Below are 20,249 nucleotides of genomic sequence, written 5' to 3'. Positions count from 1 at the left end.
ACGGATAGAAAGGATAGTCCCATGCCTGATCTGCATTTTGTCTATACCATCGTATTTTCCCGTACGGCGCAGCAAAGCGTTCGGTTCATCTGCTTCCAGAAAAGAGCCAAGGGGTACTTCTTCTCCGGCAAGGGGGGCGCGATCATACCGGGTGGCCAACCCTTGAAAGGCGCGGCAAAGTTCGCCTTGCCGGGTGGGGAATTCGAGGGCGGCGACTGGGATAAGGACGCCGATGTTTACTCGGAATGCCAAAAGGAATTCACCGAGGAATGTGGGCGACAAATCAGTTTCGCGACCCACGACGAGGTCGTCACCGAAGGAGTCGGGGACGATGACGAGGTGATCCATGCGCTTGCCTATTTGCAGCGTTGGGGTGTGAATATACCCACCCGCAAGGGCACTATCAAAGGCTATGCCGCGATGTACATTCAGGTGGCGGATAACCAGCTTAAGCTTGTCGCCGACTATATCGGCGTCTGCTTTAAGCAACGTGACCAGGCCGTCGAAAAAATTCTTAAACAGGAGTGGGGAGCTCGCGATTACGCGAAAATTGCCCAGACATTTCCCATGGCGCCGCCGGATGATGAGCTGGATTTGGCAAACCCGGCGATCCGCGAGATTGCCCAGGGTGGCTTTGAGAATAATCAGTGGATCCAGACCCTCTCCGGGGATTCCGACACCGACTGGTTCGCCCAGATCATCAAGGGTCTTGAAACCATAGACAGTTGAGGGATGTCATCATGACCGGCCACACTGAGATCCAGGAATGGCGCGACATCCCGCATAAGGACCAGAACGAAGAAATCGTGATCCGTTTCCGCATCTCCTATGAGGATGCGGGTCGCCACTCTGTGCAGAATGTCGCGGCCGAGATCTTCCGGGCGGTTTTACCGCTCGAGACATATGTTGTCGAAGGCTTACGCTTCGATCACGAGACCCCGTTCCGCGTCGCGTTTTCGGGTGGCCGCAAGGTTCATGGCTGGTTGCGCTGGCGCACCGGGCTCGACGTGCAATATTCGCAGCAGATCATGGGCCGGGTGGAAATCGAAGAGGCCGATGACATCTACTACTGGAACTATATCGGTTTCATGATCTGCTTTGGCAGCACGCGGCCGGTCCCGCCTTCGCCGCCTGTTCCTCCGCCGGATGATGATCTGCCGGTGCCTGGACCGCTGCCTATCCCGGATCCCGCGGAAGGCATGGCGATCGCCGACGCGCATCTGGAGGCCGGCGAACTCTTCCCCTTCGTCTATATCAAGCCCTGGCCAAAGGTGGCGACCAATCTCGTCGATCAGCGGTTCATGGCTGTGCCTGCGGCCGCGGCCGCAAGCGCATTCTATGCGAAGTTGAAAGGCACCGATCCGGCAGCCAAGCGCGAGGCGGCTGTTGCCTTTATTGACGACACGATCTCGCCGGAGACGAACGGCACCCCAAGCGATCCGTTTGTGACGCCGACGCAACCGCTTGCGAAACCATACGCCAGCTTCCGTCATTTTCCGCATCGGCTGAGCAAGGACTGCACCTATGCAGGGCTCGACAACTGGGTGACGGAGACGTTCGACAGCTGGGAGAAACTGGCCAAGGAGCTGCAGTCGACCGAGGCCCAGGCTACGCTCACCGATATATGGAACTCGGCGATCGCCCTGATGATTACGCTCGGCTATGATCATACCTGGTTTGCCGATTTGATCCGGCTGTTGCAGGTCACGCATCTGATCAACTGGGTGCTGGCCTTTAAAGCGGCGCATCCGAAGGTGGATGAAGATCCCGCGCCAATACCGTCAGACGCGGCGCTTTCGCGCGTGCTCAACGCGGTGATGATCCTGCCCGATGATATTTTCCCTGTCGATCCGCCTCCGGCTCCGGCCGATCCTCCTGCCGTTCAGCCCTATGCCGTCGGCGCCATCCGCACCGTGCACTACCGACCGGGCGGCTATGCGCTCGGAGATATCGAGCGCATTGAAACCGTGATCGCGGGAGAAACCCGGCAGGAAGTACGCCGCAATTTGCGGCGTACGGAAACGGTCGAAGACGACCAGACATTGAGTGACAGCACCAGCAATTTCGGACGGGATACCACGACTGCCGACCTGATCAATCAGGTGCAAAAGACGCTGTCGGACCGTGTTTCGACCACGACGATCAACGATTATAAAACCGACTACGGGCAACCGGACGCCAATTCCATGAAGGTCACCGGCAGCTGGTGGGTGCAGGATCAACCGGCCGGCGGTTACCTGCAGGATATTTCGAAATTTGCGCGGGATGTCATTGACCGTTCGGTCAAGGCTTTGCGCCGTGAATCGGTATTGCGCCGCAGCAGCCGCGTATTCGAAGAACTGGAAACCACGCAAACGCGAACCCTGTCCAACTCCGGCAACAACGGCAATCTTCAGGCGGTGTTTTGCTGGGTGAACCGAGCATACGATCTCCAGACCCGGGCCAGTCAGGACAGGCTGGTGTTTGAGATGTTCGTCGATGATCCCGGCGCGCATCTGGCCGACGCGATTTCGCAGTATCATGACCTCAGGCTTGTCGCGCCGCCGTCTCCGGCCTCCATGGGCATAACGTCCTATGCCAGCCTGTCGCCGGAACCGGTCAAGTCCGGCTCGCCGCCGGCGTCGGTCTATTATCTCGATGCCTTCCAGGCCTATGGCATTGCCCCGGACGGGCCGCCGCCGCCGGCTCTTCGCGTGATCAGCAATGGCTTTAAGTCCCGAAATCCGTTGTCGGACGCGGAACTGGACGTGCCTGACGGTTATAAGCCCGTCACGGCGACCGTCAGCATCAGCAGTTTCATCGCCAATCCCACGGCGCAGGTGACGATGAGCGGCGTCATCCTGACGGCGGATCAGACCGGCACGATCACAACTTTCAAGGGGGATCTGACCGTGGCCTCCGCGCAATATGCCGACCGGCTACGGGCATCGATCCTGTGCAGTGCGCCGCCGAAGACATCTTCCGCAGCGAGCATGGCTTCCGGCAAAGAGGCCGGGTCCGGGCAGGGCGACGCGCCGGCTCCCGACACCTCTCCCGCGGAAGGGGCAACGGAATTCGATAGTTACTATGCAACGAGCATAGAGGTTCAGTGCGCGCGCAGCGCCGCGACGCTGGCCAATTGGCAAATGGCGACCTACCAGAGAATCCAGGCTGCCTACCAGGTGGCGATGGCAAACTATCACGCCGCCCTGACGGAGCAGAAGAAGGCGCTGGAGGCCGACAATCCCAAGCTTCTGACGCAGATCGTCCAGGAGCAGATCGTTCAGGCGGCCATCGCATTGTTTGCCCGCACAACGCTTGCGAGATCAACGGATGCCGCGGGCAAGGCCGCATCCATCAATTTCGAACCGCGTTATTTTCAGTTCCTGCGCCACGCGTTCGACTGGGATGGAATGGCGATCGAGCTGATCCAGGACCCTGCTACGGACCCCTATCTCAGCGACGGACAGACCGCGTTGATCTCGCTGTTTTCGCCCAGTCGCTATCTGCGGGACTTGCTGCGCGCCAAACGGGCGCATTTGTTGCTGTCGGTCAAACCCGAGGCGGCAAGGATGGTGCTGCTCGCATTCCGGACAGGTCAGATCTGGCCCTGCGCAGAAGACCTGACCCCGTGCATGACTGCGGATACGAGCGCGGTCGATCTTCTGCTGGAGCAGCCGGACGAGCCGTCCAAAACCATCCAGGACAGTTGGTCGATCACCGTTCCGACCGCAATGGTCGCGCTGTTGAATGACAATCCCTTCAAATGATCGCAGGAGCGACGAATGCTGCCACCTTCGTTTATTCCGCCTGTTTTTCCAGGAAATTTTCCCGGGCAGGAGCCGCGCCACCAGTTCTTCCCGCACCCGCGTCCTGGGGTTCACGATGGCGTTCCCATCGGGGCGATCATTATATTTCCTGGCGAGCTCCTGCAGCAGACACAAACGCTGACATCGGCCATGACGGATCTGCGCTATATGCCGTGGATGATCTGTGACGGGTCCAGCCTGCTGAGGACCGAATATCCGGAACTTTTTCGGGTGATCGGCGATCTTTACGGCGCGGATGGAAACGACAAATTCAAGCTGCCCGACTACCGCGGCTATTTTCTGCGTGGCGTGGATCTGAAGAAGTCGTTGGACAAGGATGACCGCACGCCGCCACCCGGTACGGCCGTCAATCCGCAGGGCGTCGGCTCGACCCAGAAGGATGCGTTGCAGGATCACAAGCATAAGTTGAATATGACTGCTATGTCCGTTACGCCGCAAGAAACACCACCGGTGAATTTCGAAGTGGCCGCGACTGACCCGTTGTCGCATACCGACACTATTTATCCGGAGGGTGACGTGCGCGTCAGCAAGACGGAAACGCGGGCCGTCAATATCGCGGTGAACTGGCTGATAAAGACAAAGTAGGGCGATCCGGTCGCGGTGCGCCTGTCACTGTTCGCTGAGCAAGGCGTTCGGCTGAAGGATCGTCAGCTTCTGCCGCCCGGCCTCCAGAATCCCGGTTCGCTTCAAGGCGGAGATGGAGCGGCTGACCTCTTCGCGACTGGCGCCGATGGACCCGGCGATTTCGGCATGGGTCGGAAATTTTGCCAGCTGCCCATTCGGCTTGAATGCGCCGCTTTCCAGCGCCATCCGCGCCAGATAGGCCTTCAGACGCTTATCCACGCTTTGGCTGGTCAGTTGGTAGCTGTGCCTGGTCAACCTGCGGATCCGCTCGGCCATGTCAATCATGATCCGCTGTCGCACTAGGGGTATCGTCTCGAGCAGATCCAGAAATGCCTGTCGTTTCATGATGATCAGGCAGGAATCGGTTTTTGAATAGACCGAAAGGGAACGCTTACCGCCATCAATGGCTGACAGTTCTCCGAAATAGTCATGAGTGTTCAGCCGCGTGAAGATAAGCTCCCTGCCATCCTGATCGAGATAGAGAGCCAACAGCAATCCGGAGCGCAGAAAATAGACATCGCCGCTCGTATCGTCCTGGTTGAACACGATCTGGCCCGGCGCATAGAAGCGGGTCCGCAAATCGCGGGCGTCGAGCACGACGCTTTCGCGGGCTACGCCGGCAAACAGGGGGCAGCCGAGCAATTGACCAATGTCGGTCACAGTGTCCTTCCGCAATTGTCCAAGTGGTTGAATTTGCTGTGAAACGCCAAATGAAGATGCCTGCTTCCGATGATCGAAGGTGATGTCGCGTCGCTACGGGAAATGTCGCATTGACGCGCGTTTTGAAAGCAAAAAGCACCTTCGAATCTATTTCAAAATTGCATATTGAAAAAATGAGACTGTGGTTGGGAGCATTATGTTTGAGCCAGAGAGGCACTCTCCACTATCCCATATTCTATGAGCCGGCGTTATAGGGCACGTGCCTCTGGCGAAGAAAATTTTCTTGAAACCTTAGGTTTCGCGCAAAGCCTAAGAGCGGGCTTGAATGCGTTATTGCCGGACCTGTTTTGCCTTGCGGGGAAATGACGCCAGGTTCACCCACTCTCTCCCTTCGCCAATGTTCCGCATCCCTCACTTCGAATGGTGCGAAGTCGTACGCCAGTGGCGTCCCGTAAAAAATGTCAGTCGCAAAGAATTCAGGTACCCGCGCAAAGGTAAGCCGAGATGACAATAGGTAGAATTTAAGTGTTGGCGATGGCCAAAGGTCTCAACACACACTTAGAGGGTAAGTTCATGATGCTACCTGAAAACATCAAGCTTGATGTCACCAATCGCTCTGGCGAGACGAACAACTCCCGCGGAGGCTACTGAAATGATCGCTATAAACCAGCCGCCGCGCTCTCTCGAGGTGGAATTGCCACTGACGACGCTACTTAATGATTACAGCGTGCAGTTGAAAATAAGAGAGCAAACTGTCGCAGTCAGCCTGGATCTCAGCGGTGGCCCGAGGGAAGTTCAGAGCGAGCCAATATCGGTGGGTTCTTTCGATGGCGTGCCGATCATGGCGCAAATTAGCTTTCAGTATGATTACAACGTCGATGAGGACGAACTCACCATCCATGGGAACGATGACCGGACGGAGGATCAGCTCCGGATCACGGCCTTTCTGCAAAGCGCACCGGGGCAGCTACCCGACCAACGCGTGGAGTTTAATGCAAGACCGAATGATGCCGGGACAAACCAACCTGTTACCAAGCTTTGGGCCGACTATGTCGCGAAAAATACAACGCTTCATCAGCGGTTGATGGATATAGCCCACCGCTGCAATGAGATACTGGTTGATGCCGCCATAGAGGCCGGCGTCGGCCGTGTCGTCGAGCTCGGGACAGCCCCTGTCGTTACGCTGGACAATCTCGACGACTTCAAGCGCATGTATGGCAGGCCGATAGTGGCAGAACCTCCCACCGACAGGACCGCCGAGCTCGCCGAGATCCAGGAGCTTGTGCGCTCCACCTATGTTGGAACCGTCACTTGGGCAGACAACGCTGATTTTGCCAATGTCAGAGGTAGCACGCATGATCCGAAGGTGGACGGATTGTCGTGGATCGCTTTGTGGGAGGAGAAATGCAAAGCGACGGCTCACTATTGCACCTCTCATAACTGGTTCAGTAACGATCACACTCGGCCATGCAACGGTGTTCTCATTGGCGGACATGTGATCACAGGGCAAGAGTCGTCACGAGAGCACAAGGGCGCGACCGTTTATATCTATCCGATATGTACGAGGCACAATGCGAACAATAACTCGTATATGCATGTTGTCTATAACAACAAGGGTGTTCAATTGAAGTATTGGGAATAATTGATCCTATATACTTCTTTGAACTGAGAGCCGGCGGGCGATGTCGGAGTCCCACACCGTGGAAAGAAACCTCCGGACTTGGATCGGCAAGTGATCCAAGCCCGGACCAGCATTGCAACGCCAGCCCGTATCGATCAAGTTGCGCGATCTGAAGAGATCATCCGATATGCTTGCGCCGGAGATCGACGTCGTGTGTGAGCGGGCTGGTTCCTTGTTTCTGTGCATGCCCGTAGGTTAAGGCTGACTTATTCCAGTATCCCTACGAAAGACAGACGCCTTCTTGGCACGACCTTGACAATTCCGGCGCAAATACCCGGCAAAACCGTTCTCGCCGGGTATTTGCTTGAATCAGAAGACATCGAGCGTCGTCTCGCCGCCGGCGAACGGCCGTGATTTCGCTATCGGTCAGGCTGCGCACAGCCTGAAATACGGCCTGCTCAAGCTGCGATCGTCTGGTCGTGGCGAGGCCTGACGATACAGTCGGCGATCTCGACGGCTTCGTCGCGTTCTTCGGCGTGGCGCTGACCCCATCGGCAAAGAGCGAGCAGAATCGGCTCCAGGCCCAGCCCGAGTTCGGTTGCATTGTATTCGACGCGAATCGGAACGTCGGGGAAGATCTGCCGGTCGACCAGCCCATGCTCCTCCATTTCCCGCAATTGCTGGATCAGCACCTTCTGGGTGATGTCAGGCATCATGCGCTTCAATTGCGAAAGCCGCTTCGGCCCTGAAAACAGGTAACAGAGGATCACCGGCTTCCAGCGCCCCGAGATGACCTTCAAGGCGCGTTCGACAGGTAGTTTCGGCAGTTTCTTGATCGGCTCCGGCATGGTCACTTCCTGGTGGGTAGGGCACGAAAGGGTGTGTATCTCGGCGGCGAGGCTTGCTGCTAAAGCCAGCCTCACATCATTTTAAGGTGAGGTTGCGATGCGAGCTGTTCAATACAAGCGTTTCGGCGGGCCGGAGGTGCTCGAAGTTGTCGAGGTGGAAACACCAAGGCCGGCTCCCGGCGAAGTTCTGGTGAAGGTCCATGTTGCCGGCGTGAACTTCTTCGAGGCGCTGATGCGCGCCGGCCGTTACGCGGTCACCCCGCCACTTCCGGTCTTTCCCGGTGTCGAAGTTGCCGGCGTTGTCGAGGCCCTGGGGGAAGGGAGCGATCTCCACATGCTGGGTGCCCGCGTCGCAGTGCCGCTCTTTGCCACGGGCCGCGGGGCCGGCGGCTACGCGGAATATATCGCCGTCAATGTTGAATCTTTGATACCGCTGCCCGACGCGCTCGCCTTCGAAGATGCGGCCGCCTTGATGGTTCAGGGGTTGACGGCGCTCCATTTGATACGCCAGGCGCCGCCGGCCGGCAGGGTAGTGCTGATCCACGCGGCTGCGGGCGGTGTTGGATCGCTGCTCCTGCAACTTGCCCGACGTGCGGGGGCCAGCCGCATTATTGCGACCGCAAGCAACGCGGAGAAGCGGGCCTTGGCTTGTTCGCTCGGGGCCGATGCGGCAATCGACTACACAGTCGATGGATGGCAAAACGAGATAGGCTCTCAGGCCGCTGGAGCGGATCTGATCTATGAAATGATTGGCGGGAGCGTCAGCCGCGCTTCGATCGAGGCTTTGGCGCCGGGCGGCGAGATGGTGTTCGGCGCCATGGGGCGTTTCGAGCTGGACACTGCCGACATCGAACGCATGCTCGGTCTCAATCAGTCGCTGAAAGGTTTTGCGCTCCTGCCCTTGTTGACGCCGGAAAACCTGCGGCGAGATCTGCTGGAGCTCTTCGATCTCGCCGCCAAAGGCGAGCTGACCGTCGTACAGGGCGGCCGCTTTTCACTGGAGGCCGCCGCTGAAGCGCATCGCGCGCTCGAAAGCCGCAAAGCCAGCGGCAAGATCGTCCTGGTCCCTTGAGGGTGGCCTGATGCGATGGCTGTTGCAGCGGAGTAACCGGCAAAGAGTAGCAAACGAATTCGTCGTATCTTGACGGTAGCGATGCCGGCTGGTGCCCGGAGGTCCCCTCTGGCGACGGATGCGAGCGAGCGGGCGGCATCGCGGCAAAACATCGAAGGCCGTTGTCTTCTGTAGGTTGAGTTTTTTAATCGATTACTCAACCTGATCTTAAAGATTGTGCCTTATAGCGTGAACCATGGAGGCGATGTCACGTCGGCATGATCTGGATTTTATCAGGGTCGCAGCATTCATGCTGCTGATCGTCTATCATGTCAGCCTGATGTACAACTCCAGGGGCTTTCTGCTGAAGGCACCGGACAGCTCTTCCATCTTTGACATCATCCATCTGTGGACCCACCCTTGGCGCATGTCGCTGCTGTTTTTGATCTCAGGCGTCGTCACGGGGATGTTGCTGACGCGGCAAACTCCCGAGGTGCTGAGGAGGGCGCGAACGAGGCAGTTGCTGGTTCCGCTGCTGGTTGGTGTGCCGTTTCTGATCCCTCCCCAAATGTATGTCTGCCTGAATACCAGCCTGGGGGTCAACATCAGCCTCCGAGACGTCTTCTGGCACTATCTGACCCTGACGCCCGTTCCGCTGCCCGACGGAAGTGAGGTCAATCTCTTCTGGATGCAGCACCTGTGGTACCTCGCCTATCTCTGGACCTATACCGTAATCCTGACGCTTGTCGTATCCGCCTGGCCGAAGTTGCTGCCCCTCGCGAGCGATCGGCTGACGCCACGGCTGGCGGGCAAATGGATACTGATAATTCCCGTCATGCTGTTCATCTTGCTCAGGCTCGCGCTGCGACCGGCCTTCCCCCCGACACTCAATATCCTGACCGACTGGTACAGCCACAGCGTCTATCTGATGTCATTTCTGTTCGGCGTCGTGATGGCCATGCGCAGCGAATACTGGGAGGCGGTCGTCGACATGCGAAAACCCGCGCTGATACTGACGTTGGGTTGTGCGGTGCTTTTGGCGATGCTCTTTCCGGGCCTGCCTGCCGGCGCGCCTGACAGGTGGCAGGCATTTGCAGGAAGGGTGCTTGCCGGCACCTTCCAATGGTGTGCGATCGTCGCAATTCTCGGATATGCAAAGATCTGGCTGAATTCGGAGAACGCCGTTATCCGCTATCTGAATAGGGCAGTGCTGACCTACTATGTGCTTCACCAGACGGTCATGTTGGTTATTGCCTACTGGTTGCGTGAGCTCGGGTTGATGTCCGCCTCGTCTTTCATGCCGATTGTGGTTGCGACGCTCGCCATCTGTGCGTTGTGTTACGAACTGAAACGACGCCTGGAAATCTCCTGGAAAGCCAGGATCCGCGCTGGCATTGCCTGACGCATGGATGTCTCGATATCCACGCCGGGTCTGTGTGAAGTCCAGACAATATAAATATATAAAGATTTGTTTATATCTCTTGAAAATTTCGCTCGGTTGATGAGAAATCATCCCGTCATGGTTCCCTGGAGCAATCTGTTTGCTTCAAGGCTAAGAGGGAATCCGATGCGCCGACAATCGGCCCCGACGTCGACGACATCCACTCGCCGCGCATTCCCGAGGTCAAGGAGATGACCGATCTTCTGTTCTTGGCGCGAAAGCGTCTTCAGGACTTAGCCACAGGCCTTATCAACATCTTAAATGAAGGATCGGTGACGGAACCTGTTGACGCAAATTTAACCTCGTCTACTATATATAGTGTTCGAGGTTCCTTCGATTCGCAAGGATTGGAGGCTAAGATGGGAATACGGTCGACGAGCATGATGCTCATCAAGCCGTAGCTGCCCCCGCAACTGTGAGCGGCGAGCATTTGTTCTGCATGTGCCACTGAGGAATATATGCCTCGGGAAGGCAAGAGCAAATACTTCGACCCGCAAGCCAGGAGACCTGCCTCGAGCAATAGCGTCCACGGGCGGGGTGTCCGGATGGCGAGTGATGGCTTGCGGCATGTCGCCGTTGCCGTCGCTTTCCCCGAATGGCCCGCAAAGGTTAGTTCGGGGTGTGAAGTCCATGTCTTTGAGTATCCTTATCTGCCTGCGCGAATGACGGCCGCCTGAGCGTCCGGCAGTCGGCTGTGCCCGCCGCCATTTTTCAGATTGCCGAACGGGTGTCGCTCGACGCCCGGACGATCTTGCACGCCTGTCATATATACGAGGACAACCATGAGCATTACCGTCTACAGCAAGCCTGCCTGCGTCCAGTGCACCGCGACCACCCGCGCCCTTGACCGTCAGGGCATCGATTACACCATCGTCGATGTGTCCACTGATACTGAAGCCTACGAGCTGGTGCAGGGTCTCGGCTATCGTCAGGTCCCGGTCGTTGTCGCCGGTGAGCAGCATTGGGCCGGCTTCCGCCCCGACATGATCAGCTCCCTCGCCTGAGGAGGCGGGCGGTGGGCGAGATCGTCTATTTCTCCAGCAGATCTGAGAACACCCATCGGTTCATTACCAAGCTTGCCTTGCCGGCCGCTCGCATTCCGCTTGGCGCGGGAGAAGAGCTTCGAGCGGCCCGTCCTTACGTTCTCATCGTCCCGACCTATTCCGGCGAAGGGGGCAAGGGTGCCGTGCCCAAGCAGGTGATCCGCTTCCTCAATGATGCGGATAACCGTTCAAACATCCGCGGAGTCATCGCCGCGGGCAACAGCAACTTCGGGGCGACCTTCGGTATCGCCGGCGACATCGTCTCCACCAAATGCCAGGTGCCGTACCTTTACCGGTTCGAGCTTTTGGGCACGGAAGAGGATGTCGCGAATGTCAGACACGGATTGGAACGATTTTGGACACGCTAAGCTCTTCTTTGTCGCGGGACGCAGGCGAAAAACCGCTTCACGCTTTTTCTCATCCCGCGAACGACCGGCCATCGAAGGTCACGGAAACGGCATTGGACTATCACGCCCTCAACGCCATGCTGAACCTCTATGACGAGCAGGGTAAGATCCAGCTCGACAAGGACCGGCTGGCGGCCAAGCAGTATTTCCTTCAACACGTCAACCAGAACACCGTCTTCTTTCATAATCTGCGGGAGAAGCTCGATTACCTCGTGACCGAGGGCTATTACGAGCAGGAGGTGCTGGATCAATATGCGTTCAATTTCGTGCGCGATCTCTTCGATCACGCCTATGCGAAGAAGTTCCGCTTTCCGACGTTTCTCGGCGCGTTCAAATATTACACCAGCTACACGCTGAAGACCTTCGACGGAAAACGCTATCTGGAGCGCTATGAAGACCGCGTCTGCATGGTGGCGCTGGCGCTGGCGCAGGGCAGCGAGCAGCTTGCCCGCGACATGGTCGACGAGATCATCTCCGGCCGCTTCCAGCCGGCGACGCCGACCTTCCTCAATGCCGGCAAGAAGCAGCGCGGCGAGCTGGTCTCCTGCTTCCTGCTGCGGGTCGAAGACAACATGGAGTCGATCGGCCGCGCCATCAATTCGGCGCTGCAGCTTTCAAAACGCGGCGGCGGCGTGGCGCTGTCTCTCACCAACATTCGTGAGGCCGGCGCGCCGATCAAGCACATCGAGAACCAGTCCTCCGGCATCATTCCGGTGATGAAGCTGCTCGAAGACTCCTTCTCCTATGCCAATCAGCTCGGAGCCAGGCAGGGGGCGGGCGCCGTCTACCTCAACGCTCATCACCCTGATATCATGCGTTTCCTCGATACCAAGCGCGAGAATGCCGACGAGAAGATCCGCATCAAGACGCTGTCGCTCGGCGTGGTCATTCCCGACATCACCTTCGAGCTCGCGAAGAACAATGACGATATGTACCTGTTTTCGCCCTATGACGTGGAACGCGTCTATGGCGTGCCGTTCACGGAAATCTCGGTGACGGAAAAGTACCGCGAGATGGTGGCCGACAGCCGCATCCGCAAGAAGAAGATCAAGGCGCGCGACTTCTTCCAGGTGATCGCCGAGATCCAGTTCGAGAGCGGCTATCCCTACATCATGTTCGAGGACACGGTGAACCGCGCCAATCCGATCGCCGGCCGCATCACCATGAGCAATCTCTGCTCGGAAATCCTGCAGGTGAGCGAAGCGAGCGAATATAGCGACGACCTTTCCTACACGCACATGGGCAAGGACATCTCCTGCAATCTCGGTTCGCTCAACATCGCAGCCGCGATGGACAGCCCCGATTTCGGCAAGACGATCGAAATGTCGATCCGCGCGCTGACGGCAGTATCCGACATGAGCCATATCTCGTCGGTGCCTTCGATCGAGAAGGGCAATGACGACAGCCACGCCATCGGCCTTGGCCAGATGAACCTGCATGGCTATCTCGCCCGCGAGCGCATCTTCTACGGCTCCGAGGAAGGCGTCGATTTCACCAACATCTACTTCTATACCGTCACCTATCACGCCATCCGTGCCTCTAACCTGCTTGCGGTCGAGCGAGGACAGAGCTTCAAGGGCTTCGAGAACTCGAAATATGCGTCCGGCGACTATTTCGACAAATATACCGAGCAGGAATGGGTGCCTGCGACCGAGCGCGTGGCCGAGCTGTTCGAGAAGGCCGGCATCGCCATCCCGACACAGGAAGATTGGGCGGAGTTGAAGCAGGCCGTGATGAAGGGCGGCCTCTATAACCAGAACCTGCAGGCCGTGCCTCCCACAGGCTCGATCTCCTACATCAACCACTCGACCTCTTCGATCCACCCGATCGTCTCCAAGATCGAGATCCGCAAGGAAGGCAAGATCGGCCGCGTCTATTACCCGGCCGCCTTTATGAGCAACGACAACCTCGATTACTATCAGGACGCATACGAGATCGGGCCGGAAAAGATCATCGACACCTATGCGGCGGCCACCCAGCATGTCGATCAGGGCCTGTCCTTGACGCTGTTCTTCCGCGATACGGCGACGACGCGCGACATCAACCGCGCCCAGATCTACGCCTGGAGGAAGGGTATCAAGACCATCTACTATATCCGCCTTCGCCAGATGGCGCTGTCCGGCACTGAGGTGCAGGGCTGCGTTTCCTGCGCCCTCTGATTTCCGGTTTGAAAAGGACATTCCCGTGAACATGCAATTCAAGCCGGTAAGCCGTATCCGCGCCATCAACTGGAACCGTATCGAGGACGACAAGGATCTCGAGGTCTGGAATCGCCTGACCGGAAATTTCTGGTTGCCGGAAAAGGTGCCGCTGTCGAACGACATCCCGTCCTGGGCGACCCTGAAACCGGAGGAGCAGCAGCTCACCATCCGCGTTTTCACCGGTCTGACCCTGCTCGACACCATCCAGAACGGCGTTGGTTCCGTGAAACTGATGGCCGATGCCGCCACGCCGCATGAAGAGGCGGTGCTGTCGAACATCTCCTTCATGGAGGCCGTGCACGCTCGGTCCTACTCATCGATCTTCTCGACGCTCTGCTCGACGCCGGATGTGGACGATGCCTATCGCTGGTCGGAGGAAAACGAATTCCTGCAGCGCAAATCGACGTTGATCATGGAGCAATATTCTTCCGGCGACCCGCTGAAGAAGAAGGTCGCCAGCGTCTTTCTCGAAAGTTTCCTGTTCTATTCGGGCTTCTATCTGCCGATGTTCTGGTCGAGCCGCGCCAAGCTCACCAACACCGCCGACATGATCCGCCTCATCATCCGCGACGAGGCGGTGCACGGCTATTACATCGGCTACAAGTTCCAACGGGGGCTTGAGCGGCTGCCGGAGGAGCGCCGGCAGGAGATCAAGGACTTCGCCTTCGACCTCCTGCTCGAACTCTACGACAACGAGGCTAGATATACCGAGTCACTCTATGACGGCGTCGGCCAGACCGAAGACGTCAAGAAGTTCCTCCACTACAACGCCAACAAGGCGCTGATGAACCTTGGCTACGAGGCGCTGTTTCCTGCCGAGGCCTGTAAGGTCAATCCGGCGATCCTCTCGGCGCTGTCCCCGAATGCCGACGAAAACCACGACTTCTTCTCCGGCTCCGGCTCGTCTTATGTGATCGGGAAGGCCGTCGCGACCGAAGATGAAGATTGGAATTTCTAGGACTGAGTGATCCGCTCGCGCGGCGTCGGGGATCGCCCTGACGCCGGCGATGCGGAAAGCCTACTCGGACGCCGGTTTTCCGGCGGCCGCGCCCGGCAAGCCGAAAGCCTGTTGGAAGTAGTTCCGAAATGCCTGCATCGCAGGCGTCAAGGCGTTACCCGCACGCCATGCAAGTCCGACATCCATGGCCGGCACGGTTTCCTGGATGTTGATCGTCTCGATGCGGCGGCCTTCGAGTGACCACGGCCGATACACCATGTCGGAAAGGATGGCGACGCCTTGATTGTTCGCGACCATGGACCGAACGGCTTCCACCGATGACGTGCGAAGCGTGACATTCGGCTGGTAGGGTGTCTTGCTCCAATATTTGAGCGATGACTGGGCGGCTTCGTCCACCGTCAGCATGATATAGGGCTCTTGCGATATTTCCTGCAGACCTACGCCCTTTCGCTGCAGCAGGCGATGTTGCGCCGGAACCCAAAGCCTGCGCACTGAGCTCAATAGCGTCTCTGTCGTGATCATCGGATTGAGAATGTTCGAGGTGAGCAGCACGGAAAGGTCGTAGCGGTTGGTCAGCAAGCCTTCCTCGATCGATTCCCTGTTCAGTTCATAGAGCTGCACCCGCAGTTTCGGGAAGAGCCGGCGTATCCGCTCGATATGCATCGGCAGGAAATAGCCGATCACCGTGTAGGTGGCCGCGACGACCAGTTCGCCCTCGACATCGGTGTTGATGAAGTTGAGCTGCATCGCCTCGTCGATCTTGGCGAGGATCTCATAGGCATGCGACAGGAACTGCCGTCCCGACGAGGTCAATTCCATCCCCTGCGCCGTGCGGGCGAAGAGGGGAACGCCGACGATCTGCTCGAGCTCCTTGATGGCGGCGGTTATGGCGGACTGAGAAATGTTCTGGCTGATCGCCGCCTGGGAAACCTGCCCATATTCCGCTGTCGCGACGAAATAGCGAAGCTGGCGAATGCTGAGAGCCACTGAACCATCCCTCCAATAAATTCAGATTACTGCACTGCAAAAATGAATAATGCTGGTCAAAACTGCATCATGTTCAGGAGCAATTTTTGAGCATGCCTTGTAAGTATATATTTTATCGCGATTTTTTCCGCATCACTCTGGCGTATCATTATCATATTTTCAGATATTACTGCTCAAAAGAATCTATTTTTCAAGCCTCAAATTAGACCCTACCGTACGGATGAGGAAGGCCCCCGCCAAGGGATGGCCCTCGGTGCTGACGTTACCAATGAGGATTGCGGGTTTGAAGCGAGCGGTCGATATCAACTGCGATATGGGGGAGGCGTTCGGCCGGTGGCGTATCGGCGATACCAGCGATGAGCATCTCATAGCGCATATAAGCTCCGCCAACATAGCGGCCGGCTTTCATGCCGGCGATCCCAATCTCATCAACGACACCGTAAAACTGGCCGCCGAACACGGCGTCGCGGTCGGCGCGCATCCGGGATACAACGACCTGCAAGGTTTCGGGCGCCGAAAGATCTCGGGCAGCAACAAGGAAATCGTCAACGACATCGTCTACCAGGTCGGCGCGCTTCGCGAATTCTGCAGGCGTCATGGCACCAGCATGCAGCACGTCAAGCCGCACGGCGCGCTCTATATGGAGCTTGCGGCCAATCCGGAACTGTCGGACGCTTTCATCGAGTACATGCGCACGACTGCGCCCAATGCCCCCATTTTCTGTATGGGGAACTCGGCGACCTACGAGGCTGCCAGACTATTGGGCCATCCGGTCGTCAGGGAATTCTACGCCGATCGCGATTACGACGACAATGGCTGGATCGTCTTTACCCGCGATGCCGGCCGGCCGGATCCCAAGGCGATCGCCAGAAAGGTCTTGCGTGCCTGCACAGAAGGAAAAGTGCGCACCGTCCAGGGAAGCGATATCGCAATCGAATTTGAATCCATCTGCTTCCATTCCGATACGCTCGGAGCATTGGATATCGTCCGCGACATGCGCGAGGCGCTGGTGGCCGAAGGAATCCGGATCACGCCCGTTTCCCAGATATTAGAACAGCAAAAATGAGGGGCTATCATGAGCAAAGCTGAAATCAGATCACCGCTGCCCGGCACCTTTTACAGGGCCTCGTCGCCGGACGCTCCTCCGTTCAAGGCCGATGGTCAGGACGTCGCGGAAAGTGACATCGTCGGCGTGATCGAAGTCATGAAGACCTTCCATGAGATCCCGGCGGGGCTTTCCGGAAAGAACATCACCTTCCTCATCGACAACGAAGAGCCGATCATGGCCGGCCAGGTCATCGCGGAGGTGGAACAGTGACGATCAGCTCCGTTCTCATCGCCAATCGCGGCGAAATCGCGGTTCGGATCATCAAGGCCGCCAAGGCCCTTGGTATCCGCACGGTGCAGGTCCATAGCGCAGCCGATGCCGACATGCTGGCGGTGCGGCTGGCGGACGAGGCGGTCAACATCGGACCGCCGGCGCCGAAGAAATCCTATCTCAATATCGAGGCCGTCATCGCGGCTGCCAAGGCCGCGAATGTCGATGCGGTGCATCCCGGCTACGGCTTCCTATCGGAGAATGGCGATTTCGCCGATGCCGTCGCGGCGGCCGGCTTGACGTTCATCGGCCCGAGTGGCGATGCCATTCGCCTGCTCGGAGACAAGGTGGCGGCGCGCGAGGTTGCCAAGCGCGCCGGCGTGCCGACCGTGCCCGGCAGCGGCGGGCGCATCTCCGATCTCGCAGCAGCTCACGAGATTGCCAATCGCATCGGGTTCCCGGTGATGATCAAGGCCGCCGCCGGCGGTGGCGGCCGCGGCATCCGCATGGTCGAGTCGCTTGCGGATCTCGACAAGCAGTTTCCGCTTGCCGCGGCTGAAGCGCTGGCTGCTTTCGGCGATGGCGGCCTCTATATCGAGAAAGTCATTTCCCGTGCGCGCCATGTCGAGGTGCAGATCTTCGGCGATGGCGAGAATTTCATCCATCTCCATGAGCGTGAATGCTCGTTGCAGCGCCGCCGTCAAAAGGTCTGGGAGGAGGCGCCGTCGCTCCTTCTGCCGCAGGTCGTGCGCCAGAAGCTCTGCGATAGTGCCGTCGCGCTGGCAAGAGAGGTTCGCTACAAGGGCGCCGGCACGGTCGAATATCTCTACGACGAAGATAGCGGCGAATTCTATTTCATCGAGGTCAACACGCGCATCCAGGTCGAGCATCCGGTGACCGAGATGATCACCGGCGTCGATCTTGTCCAGGAGATGTTCAGGGTTGCCGGCGGCGCGCCGCTTTCCGTCACGCAGGACGATATCCGCCCGCGCGGACATGCCATCGAGTGCCGCATCAATGCCGAGGATCCCTTCAAGGGGTTCGCGCCGGCGCCGGGGCTTATCGGGCGCCTGGTGGTTCCCGAGGGAGACGGCATCCGCTTCGATACGATGCTCTACGAAGGATATACCGTCCCGCCCTTCTATGACTCCCTGCTGGGCAAGCTCATTGTCTGGGGTGAGACACGAGGCGAATGCCTGATAAGACTTGGTCGAGCGCTCGACAACCTTGTGATCGAGGGGCTGGCGACGACCATTCCGCTGCATCAGGCACTCGTGCGCTCCTCGGCCGTGCAAATTGCGGCCTTCCATACACGCTTCCTTGAGGGGTGGCTGGAAACCGAATTCTCTCCCAAAAACCATATTCGATCGGAGGTCGCCTGATGGCCGCGCGCTATAGCTTCGGAGGGGATGAGCATCTCTTCATCGAATGCAGCGATGAGATGTCGCTGGACGCCTTCTTCAAGAGCCTGTCGATGGCAACAGCGGTGCGGGAAAGCCAGATCAAGGGCGTCACCGAGATCTGCCCCGCCAACGCCTCGTTCCAGGTCAAGTTCAACCCGGATATCATCAAGCCCGACGACATTCTGAAGGAAGTCAGGGCGATCGAGGTCGATGCGGAAAAGGCCGAACCCGTGCTCAAGACACGGATCGTCGAGATCCCCGTTTTCTACAACGATCCCTGGACCAACGAGACTTTGATGCGCTTTCGCGAGCGGCACCAGGAACCTGAGGGCACCGATCTCGATTACGCCGCCAGGATCAATGGCTACGATGCCGTCGGCAGCTTCATCGAAGCCCATCACGGCTCGCCGTGGTTCGTCTCCATGGTCGGCTTCGTCGCCGGCCTTCCCTTCATGTATCAGATGGTCGAGCGCCAGCGGCAGATCGAGGTGCCGAAGTATCTGCGCCCGAGAACCGATACGCCGCGGCTGACCGTCGGCCATGGCGGTTGCTTCGGTTGTATCTATTCGGTGCGCGGCGCCGGCGGCTATCAGATGTTCGGCATCACGCCCATGCCGATCTTCGATTCCAGCCAGACGACGAGCTATCTCCGCGACTTCATGGTCTTTTTCCGCCCGGGCGACATCGTGAAGTTCAAGCCTATCGACCGTGCCGCCTATGACCAGGCGGTCGATGACGTCGACAGCGGCAGGTTTTCGCCGCCGATCCGCGAGGTCACCTTCGATCTTCGCGAATTCCAGAAGGACATCGACGGCTACAACACCAAGCTGGAGGGTAGGCTCTATGCCCATTAAGATTCTACATCACGGCGTTTCCACCAGCGTTCAGGATCTCGGCCGCCCGGGCTATTTTCATCTGGGCATTCCGATGGGCGGCGCCATGGATCGCTATGCGTTGCGGGCAGCGAACCTTTTGGTCGGCAACGACGAGGGTGCCGCCGGCCTCGAGGCCGTCTTCATGGGGCCGAAGCTCGAGTTCACGCAGGATGCGCTCGTTGCCGTCACTGGCGCGGACATTCCCGCCAAGCTCAATGGCGAACCGGTCCCCGGCTGGACTGCCTTCAAGGTGAGGAATGGTCAGGTCCTGACCTTCGATTTTCTGAAGTCCGGCGCCCGCATCTACATCGCGGTTGCCGGCGGCATCGATGTGCCGATCGCCCTTGGCAGCCGCTCGACCTATCCGATCGGCGCGCTCGGCGGCTACAAGGGGAGGGCGCTTGCGCCGGGAGACGAACTGCCGGTCGGCCAAGGCGGCCTTCAAGGCGAAGGGCGCACCATTGCTGAGGAGCTGCGCCGCAAACCGGGAATGCCGGCGGAACTTCGCGTGCTGCCGGGCCTCTACTGGGACAGGCTGACTGACGCGGCGAAGGCGAACTTCTTCGCCGACACTTGGAAGGTGGCGCCGGAGGCCGATCGCATGGGCTATCGCTTTCGCGGCGGTCGCAAGATCGAGTTCGTCGAGCGCAAGCAGTCGTTCGGAGCCGGTTCCGATCCGTCCAATATCGTCGACAGCTGCTATCCCTATGGCTCAATCCAGATCCCGAGTGGCACGGAACCGATCATCCTGCACCGTGATGCGGTCTCGGGCGGCGGCTATTTCATGGTCGGCACGGTGATTTCAGCCGACATGGATCTGATCGGGCAACTCCAGCCGCATACGCCGACACGATTCATCGAGGTTTCGATGGACGAAGCCTTGGCTGCGCGAAGGGAGCGGGCCTCGCTGCTCGATAAGCTCAGATCCACGTTTAACTGAGCATCTGCCCGTTTCGGCTTCTGAACTGCCGATGGGTGCGTCATCCAAGAACTCGCAAGACGA

General features: G+C 58.4%; 18 protein-coding genes and 1 riboswitch. Of the genes, 15 read left to right on the top strand and 3 right to left on the bottom strand.

Features of this window, described 5'->3' with window-relative positions:
- Window positions 1-21 precede the first annotated feature (21 nt).
- Genes JTP94_RS12470 through JTP94_RS12460 form a run of 3 tightly spaced genes read left to right on the top strand, consistent with a single transcriptional unit; the run spans window position 22 to window position 4,394 of the window.
- Complete coding sequence (locus tag JTP94_RS12470) at window positions 22-729, top strand: hypothetical protein (RefSeq protein WP_204850801.1); 708 nt, start codon at window positions 22-24, stop codon at window positions 727-729.
- Between the two features lie 11 nt (window positions 730-740).
- Window positions 741-3,749, top strand: coding sequence for a hypothetical protein (locus JTP94_RS12465; RefSeq protein WP_204850800.1), 3,009 nt, complete (start codon window positions 741-743; stop codon window positions 3,747-3,749).
- A gap of 15 nt (window positions 3,750-3,764) precedes the next feature.
- Complete coding sequence (locus tag JTP94_RS12460; RefSeq protein WP_204850799.1) at window positions 3,765-4,394, top strand: phage tail protein; 630 nt, start codon at window positions 3,765-3,767, stop codon at window positions 4,392-4,394.
- Window positions 4,395-4,418: 24 nt separating this feature from the next.
- On the opposite strand, the gene JTP94_RS12455 is transcribed toward JTP94_RS12460, so the two are convergent.
- Window positions 4,419-5,093, bottom strand: a complete 675-nt coding sequence (locus JTP94_RS12455; protein ID WP_204850798.1) for a Crp/Fnr family transcriptional regulator — start codon at window positions 5,091-5,093, stop codon at window positions 4,419-4,421.
- Between the two features lie 652 nt (window positions 5,094-5,745).
- On the opposite strand from JTP94_RS12455, the gene JTP94_RS12450 reads away from it, so the two are divergent.
- On the top strand, window positions 5,746-6,735 hold the full coding sequence (locus JTP94_RS12450) for a hypothetical protein (protein ID WP_204850797.1): 990 nt from the start codon (window positions 5,746-5,748) through the stop codon (window positions 6,733-6,735).
- Between the two features lie 437 nt (window positions 6,736-7,172).
- Here JTP94_RS12450 and JTP94_RS12445 read toward each other — a convergent pair whose 3' ends face one another.
- The gene (locus JTP94_RS12445; protein ID WP_204850796.1) at window positions 7,173-7,562 is read right to left on the bottom strand and encodes a helix-turn-helix domain-containing protein; all 390 of its coding nucleotides are present in this window, start codon (window positions 7,560-7,562) and stop codon (window positions 7,173-7,175) included.
- 97 nt (window positions 7,563-7,659) lie between these two features.
- Here JTP94_RS12445 and JTP94_RS12440 point away from each other — a divergent pair, with 97 nt between their 5' ends.
- The 6 genes from JTP94_RS12440 to nrdF all read left to right on the top strand — a co-directional run bounded on the left by JTP94_RS12440 (window position 7,660) and on the right by nrdF (window position 14,663).
- On the top strand, window positions 7,660-8,634 hold the full coding sequence (locus JTP94_RS12440) for a zinc-binding dehydrogenase (protein ID WP_204850795.1): 975 nt from the start codon (window positions 7,660-7,662) through the stop codon (window positions 8,632-8,634).
- A 244-nt stretch (window positions 8,635-8,878) separates the two neighbouring features.
- Window positions 8,879-10,015, top strand: a complete 1,137-nt coding sequence (locus tag JTP94_RS12435; RefSeq protein WP_204850794.1) for an acyltransferase family protein — start codon at window positions 8,879-8,881, stop codon at window positions 10,013-10,015.
- A 347-nt stretch (window positions 10,016-10,362) separates the two neighbouring features.
- Window positions 10,363-10,584: riboswitch (cobalamin riboswitch) on the top strand.
- Window positions 10,585-10,836: 252 nt separating this feature from the next.
- Complete coding sequence (nrdH, locus tag JTP94_RS12430; RefSeq protein WP_204850793.1) at window positions 10,837-11,058, top strand: glutaredoxin-like protein NrdH; 222 nt, start codon at window positions 10,837-10,839, stop codon at window positions 11,056-11,058.
- Between the two features lie 11 nt (window positions 11,059-11,069).
- A complete protein-coding gene (gene nrdI, locus JTP94_RS12425; protein ID WP_204850792.1) occupies window positions 11,070-11,465 on the top strand; it encodes a class Ib ribonucleoside-diphosphate reductase assembly flavoprotein NrdI in 396 nt (131 codons plus the stop codon).
- Window positions 11,453-13,663, top strand: a complete 2,211-nt coding sequence (gene nrdE, locus JTP94_RS12420; protein WP_204850791.1) for a class 1b ribonucleoside-diphosphate reductase subunit alpha — start codon at window positions 11,453-11,455, stop codon at window positions 13,661-13,663. Before nrdI ends, nrdE begins: the two co-directional genes overlap by 13 nt.
- A gap of 31 nt (window positions 13,664-13,694) precedes the next feature.
- A complete protein-coding gene (gene nrdF / locus JTP94_RS12415) occupies window positions 13,695-14,663 on the top strand; it encodes a class 1b ribonucleoside-diphosphate reductase subunit beta (protein ID WP_210384100.1) in 969 nt (322 codons plus the stop codon).
- A gap of 60 nt (window positions 14,664-14,723) precedes the next feature.
- Here nrdF and JTP94_RS12410 read toward each other — a convergent pair whose 3' ends face one another.
- Window positions 14,724-15,650 carry a LysR family transcriptional regulator gene (locus tag JTP94_RS12410; protein WP_204850789.1) on the bottom strand — a complete coding sequence of 309 codons (927 nt, stop codon included), beginning with the start codon at window positions 15,648-15,650 and terminating at the stop codon, window positions 14,724-14,726.
- 283 nt (window positions 15,651-15,933) lie between these two features.
- Here JTP94_RS12410 and JTP94_RS12405 point away from each other — a divergent pair, with 283 nt between their 5' ends.
- Genes JTP94_RS12405 through JTP94_RS12385 form a run of 5 tightly spaced genes read left to right on the top strand, consistent with a single transcriptional unit; the run spans window position 15,934 to window position 20,186 of the window.
- Window positions 15,934-16,716, top strand: coding sequence for a 5-oxoprolinase subunit PxpA (locus JTP94_RS12405; protein WP_204850788.1), 783 nt, complete (start codon window positions 15,934-15,936; stop codon window positions 16,714-16,716).
- Between the two features lie 9 nt (window positions 16,717-16,725).
- The gene (locus JTP94_RS12400; protein WP_168595874.1) at window positions 16,726-16,968 is read left to right on the top strand and encodes an acetyl-CoA carboxylase; all 243 of its coding nucleotides are present in this window, start codon (window positions 16,726-16,728) and stop codon (window positions 16,966-16,968) included.
- The gene (locus JTP94_RS12395; protein ID WP_204850787.1) at window positions 16,965-18,350 is read left to right on the top strand and encodes an acetyl-CoA carboxylase biotin carboxylase subunit; all 1,386 of its coding nucleotides are present in this window, start codon (window positions 16,965-16,967) and stop codon (window positions 18,348-18,350) included. Before JTP94_RS12400 ends, JTP94_RS12395 begins: the two co-directional genes overlap by 4 nt.
- The gene (locus JTP94_RS12390; RefSeq protein WP_204850786.1) at window positions 18,350-19,225 is read left to right on the top strand and encodes an allophanate hydrolase subunit 1; all 876 of its coding nucleotides are present in this window, start codon (window positions 18,350-18,352) and stop codon (window positions 19,223-19,225) included. The genes JTP94_RS12395 and JTP94_RS12390 overlap by 1 nt, the downstream gene beginning before the upstream one ends.
- Window positions 19,215-20,186, top strand: coding sequence for a biotin-dependent carboxyltransferase family protein (locus tag JTP94_RS12385; protein WP_204850785.1), 972 nt, complete (start codon window positions 19,215-19,217; stop codon window positions 20,184-20,186). The genes JTP94_RS12390 and JTP94_RS12385 overlap by 11 nt, the downstream gene beginning before the upstream one ends.
- The last annotated feature ends 63 nt before the right edge of the window (window positions 20,187-20,249 follow it).

The sequence above is a fragment of the Martinezella lusitana genome, from assembly GCF_016901135.1.
GTDB classification, from domain to species: Bacteria; Pseudomonadota; Alphaproteobacteria; order Rhizobiales; family Rhizobiaceae; genus Rhizobium; species Rhizobium lusitanum_D.
Note: the sequence above shows the minus strand (reverse complement) of the source record. Positions and strands in the feature narration are given on the sequence as shown.

Coding starts and splice junctions, on each gene's coding strand:
- JTP94_RS12440 (WP_204850795.1), top strand. CDS start 7,660: ATGCGAGCTGTTCAATACAAGCGTTTCGGCGGGCCGGAGGTGCTCGAA.
- JTP94_RS12445 (WP_204850796.1), bottom strand. CDS start 7,562: ATGCCGGAGCCGATCAAGAAACTGCCGAAACTACCTGTCGAACGCGCC.
- JTP94_RS12470 (WP_204850801.1), top strand. CDS start 22: ATGCCTGATCTGCATTTTGTCTATACCATCGTATTTTCCCGTACGGCG.
- JTP94_RS12385 (WP_204850785.1), top strand. CDS start 19,215: ATGCCCATTAAGATTCTACATCACGGCGTTTCCACCAGCGTTCAGGAT.
- JTP94_RS12435 (WP_204850794.1), top strand. CDS start 8,879: ATGTCACGTCGGCATGATCTGGATTTTATCAGGGTCGCAGCATTCATG.
- JTP94_RS12465 (WP_204850800.1), top strand. CDS start 741: ATGACCGGCCACACTGAGATCCAGGAATGGCGCGACATCCCGCATAAG.
- JTP94_RS12390 (WP_204850786.1), top strand. CDS start 18,350: ATGGCCGCGCGCTATAGCTTCGGAGGGGATGAGCATCTCTTCATCGAA.
- nrdH (WP_204850793.1), top strand. CDS start 10,837: ATGAGCATTACCGTCTACAGCAAGCCTGCCTGCGTCCAGTGCACCGCG.
- JTP94_RS12450 (WP_204850797.1), top strand. CDS start 5,746: ATGATCGCTATAAACCAGCCGCCGCGCTCTCTCGAGGTGGAATTGCCA.
- JTP94_RS12460 (WP_204850799.1), top strand. CDS start 3,765: ATGCTGCCACCTTCGTTTATTCCGCCTGTTTTTCCAGGAAATTTTCCC.
- JTP94_RS12400 (WP_168595874.1), top strand. CDS start 16,726: ATGAGCAAAGCTGAAATCAGATCACCGCTGCCCGGCACCTTTTACAGG.
- nrdF (WP_210384100.1), top strand. CDS start 13,695: ATGCAATTCAAGCCGGTAAGCCGTATCCGCGCCATCAACTGGAACCGT.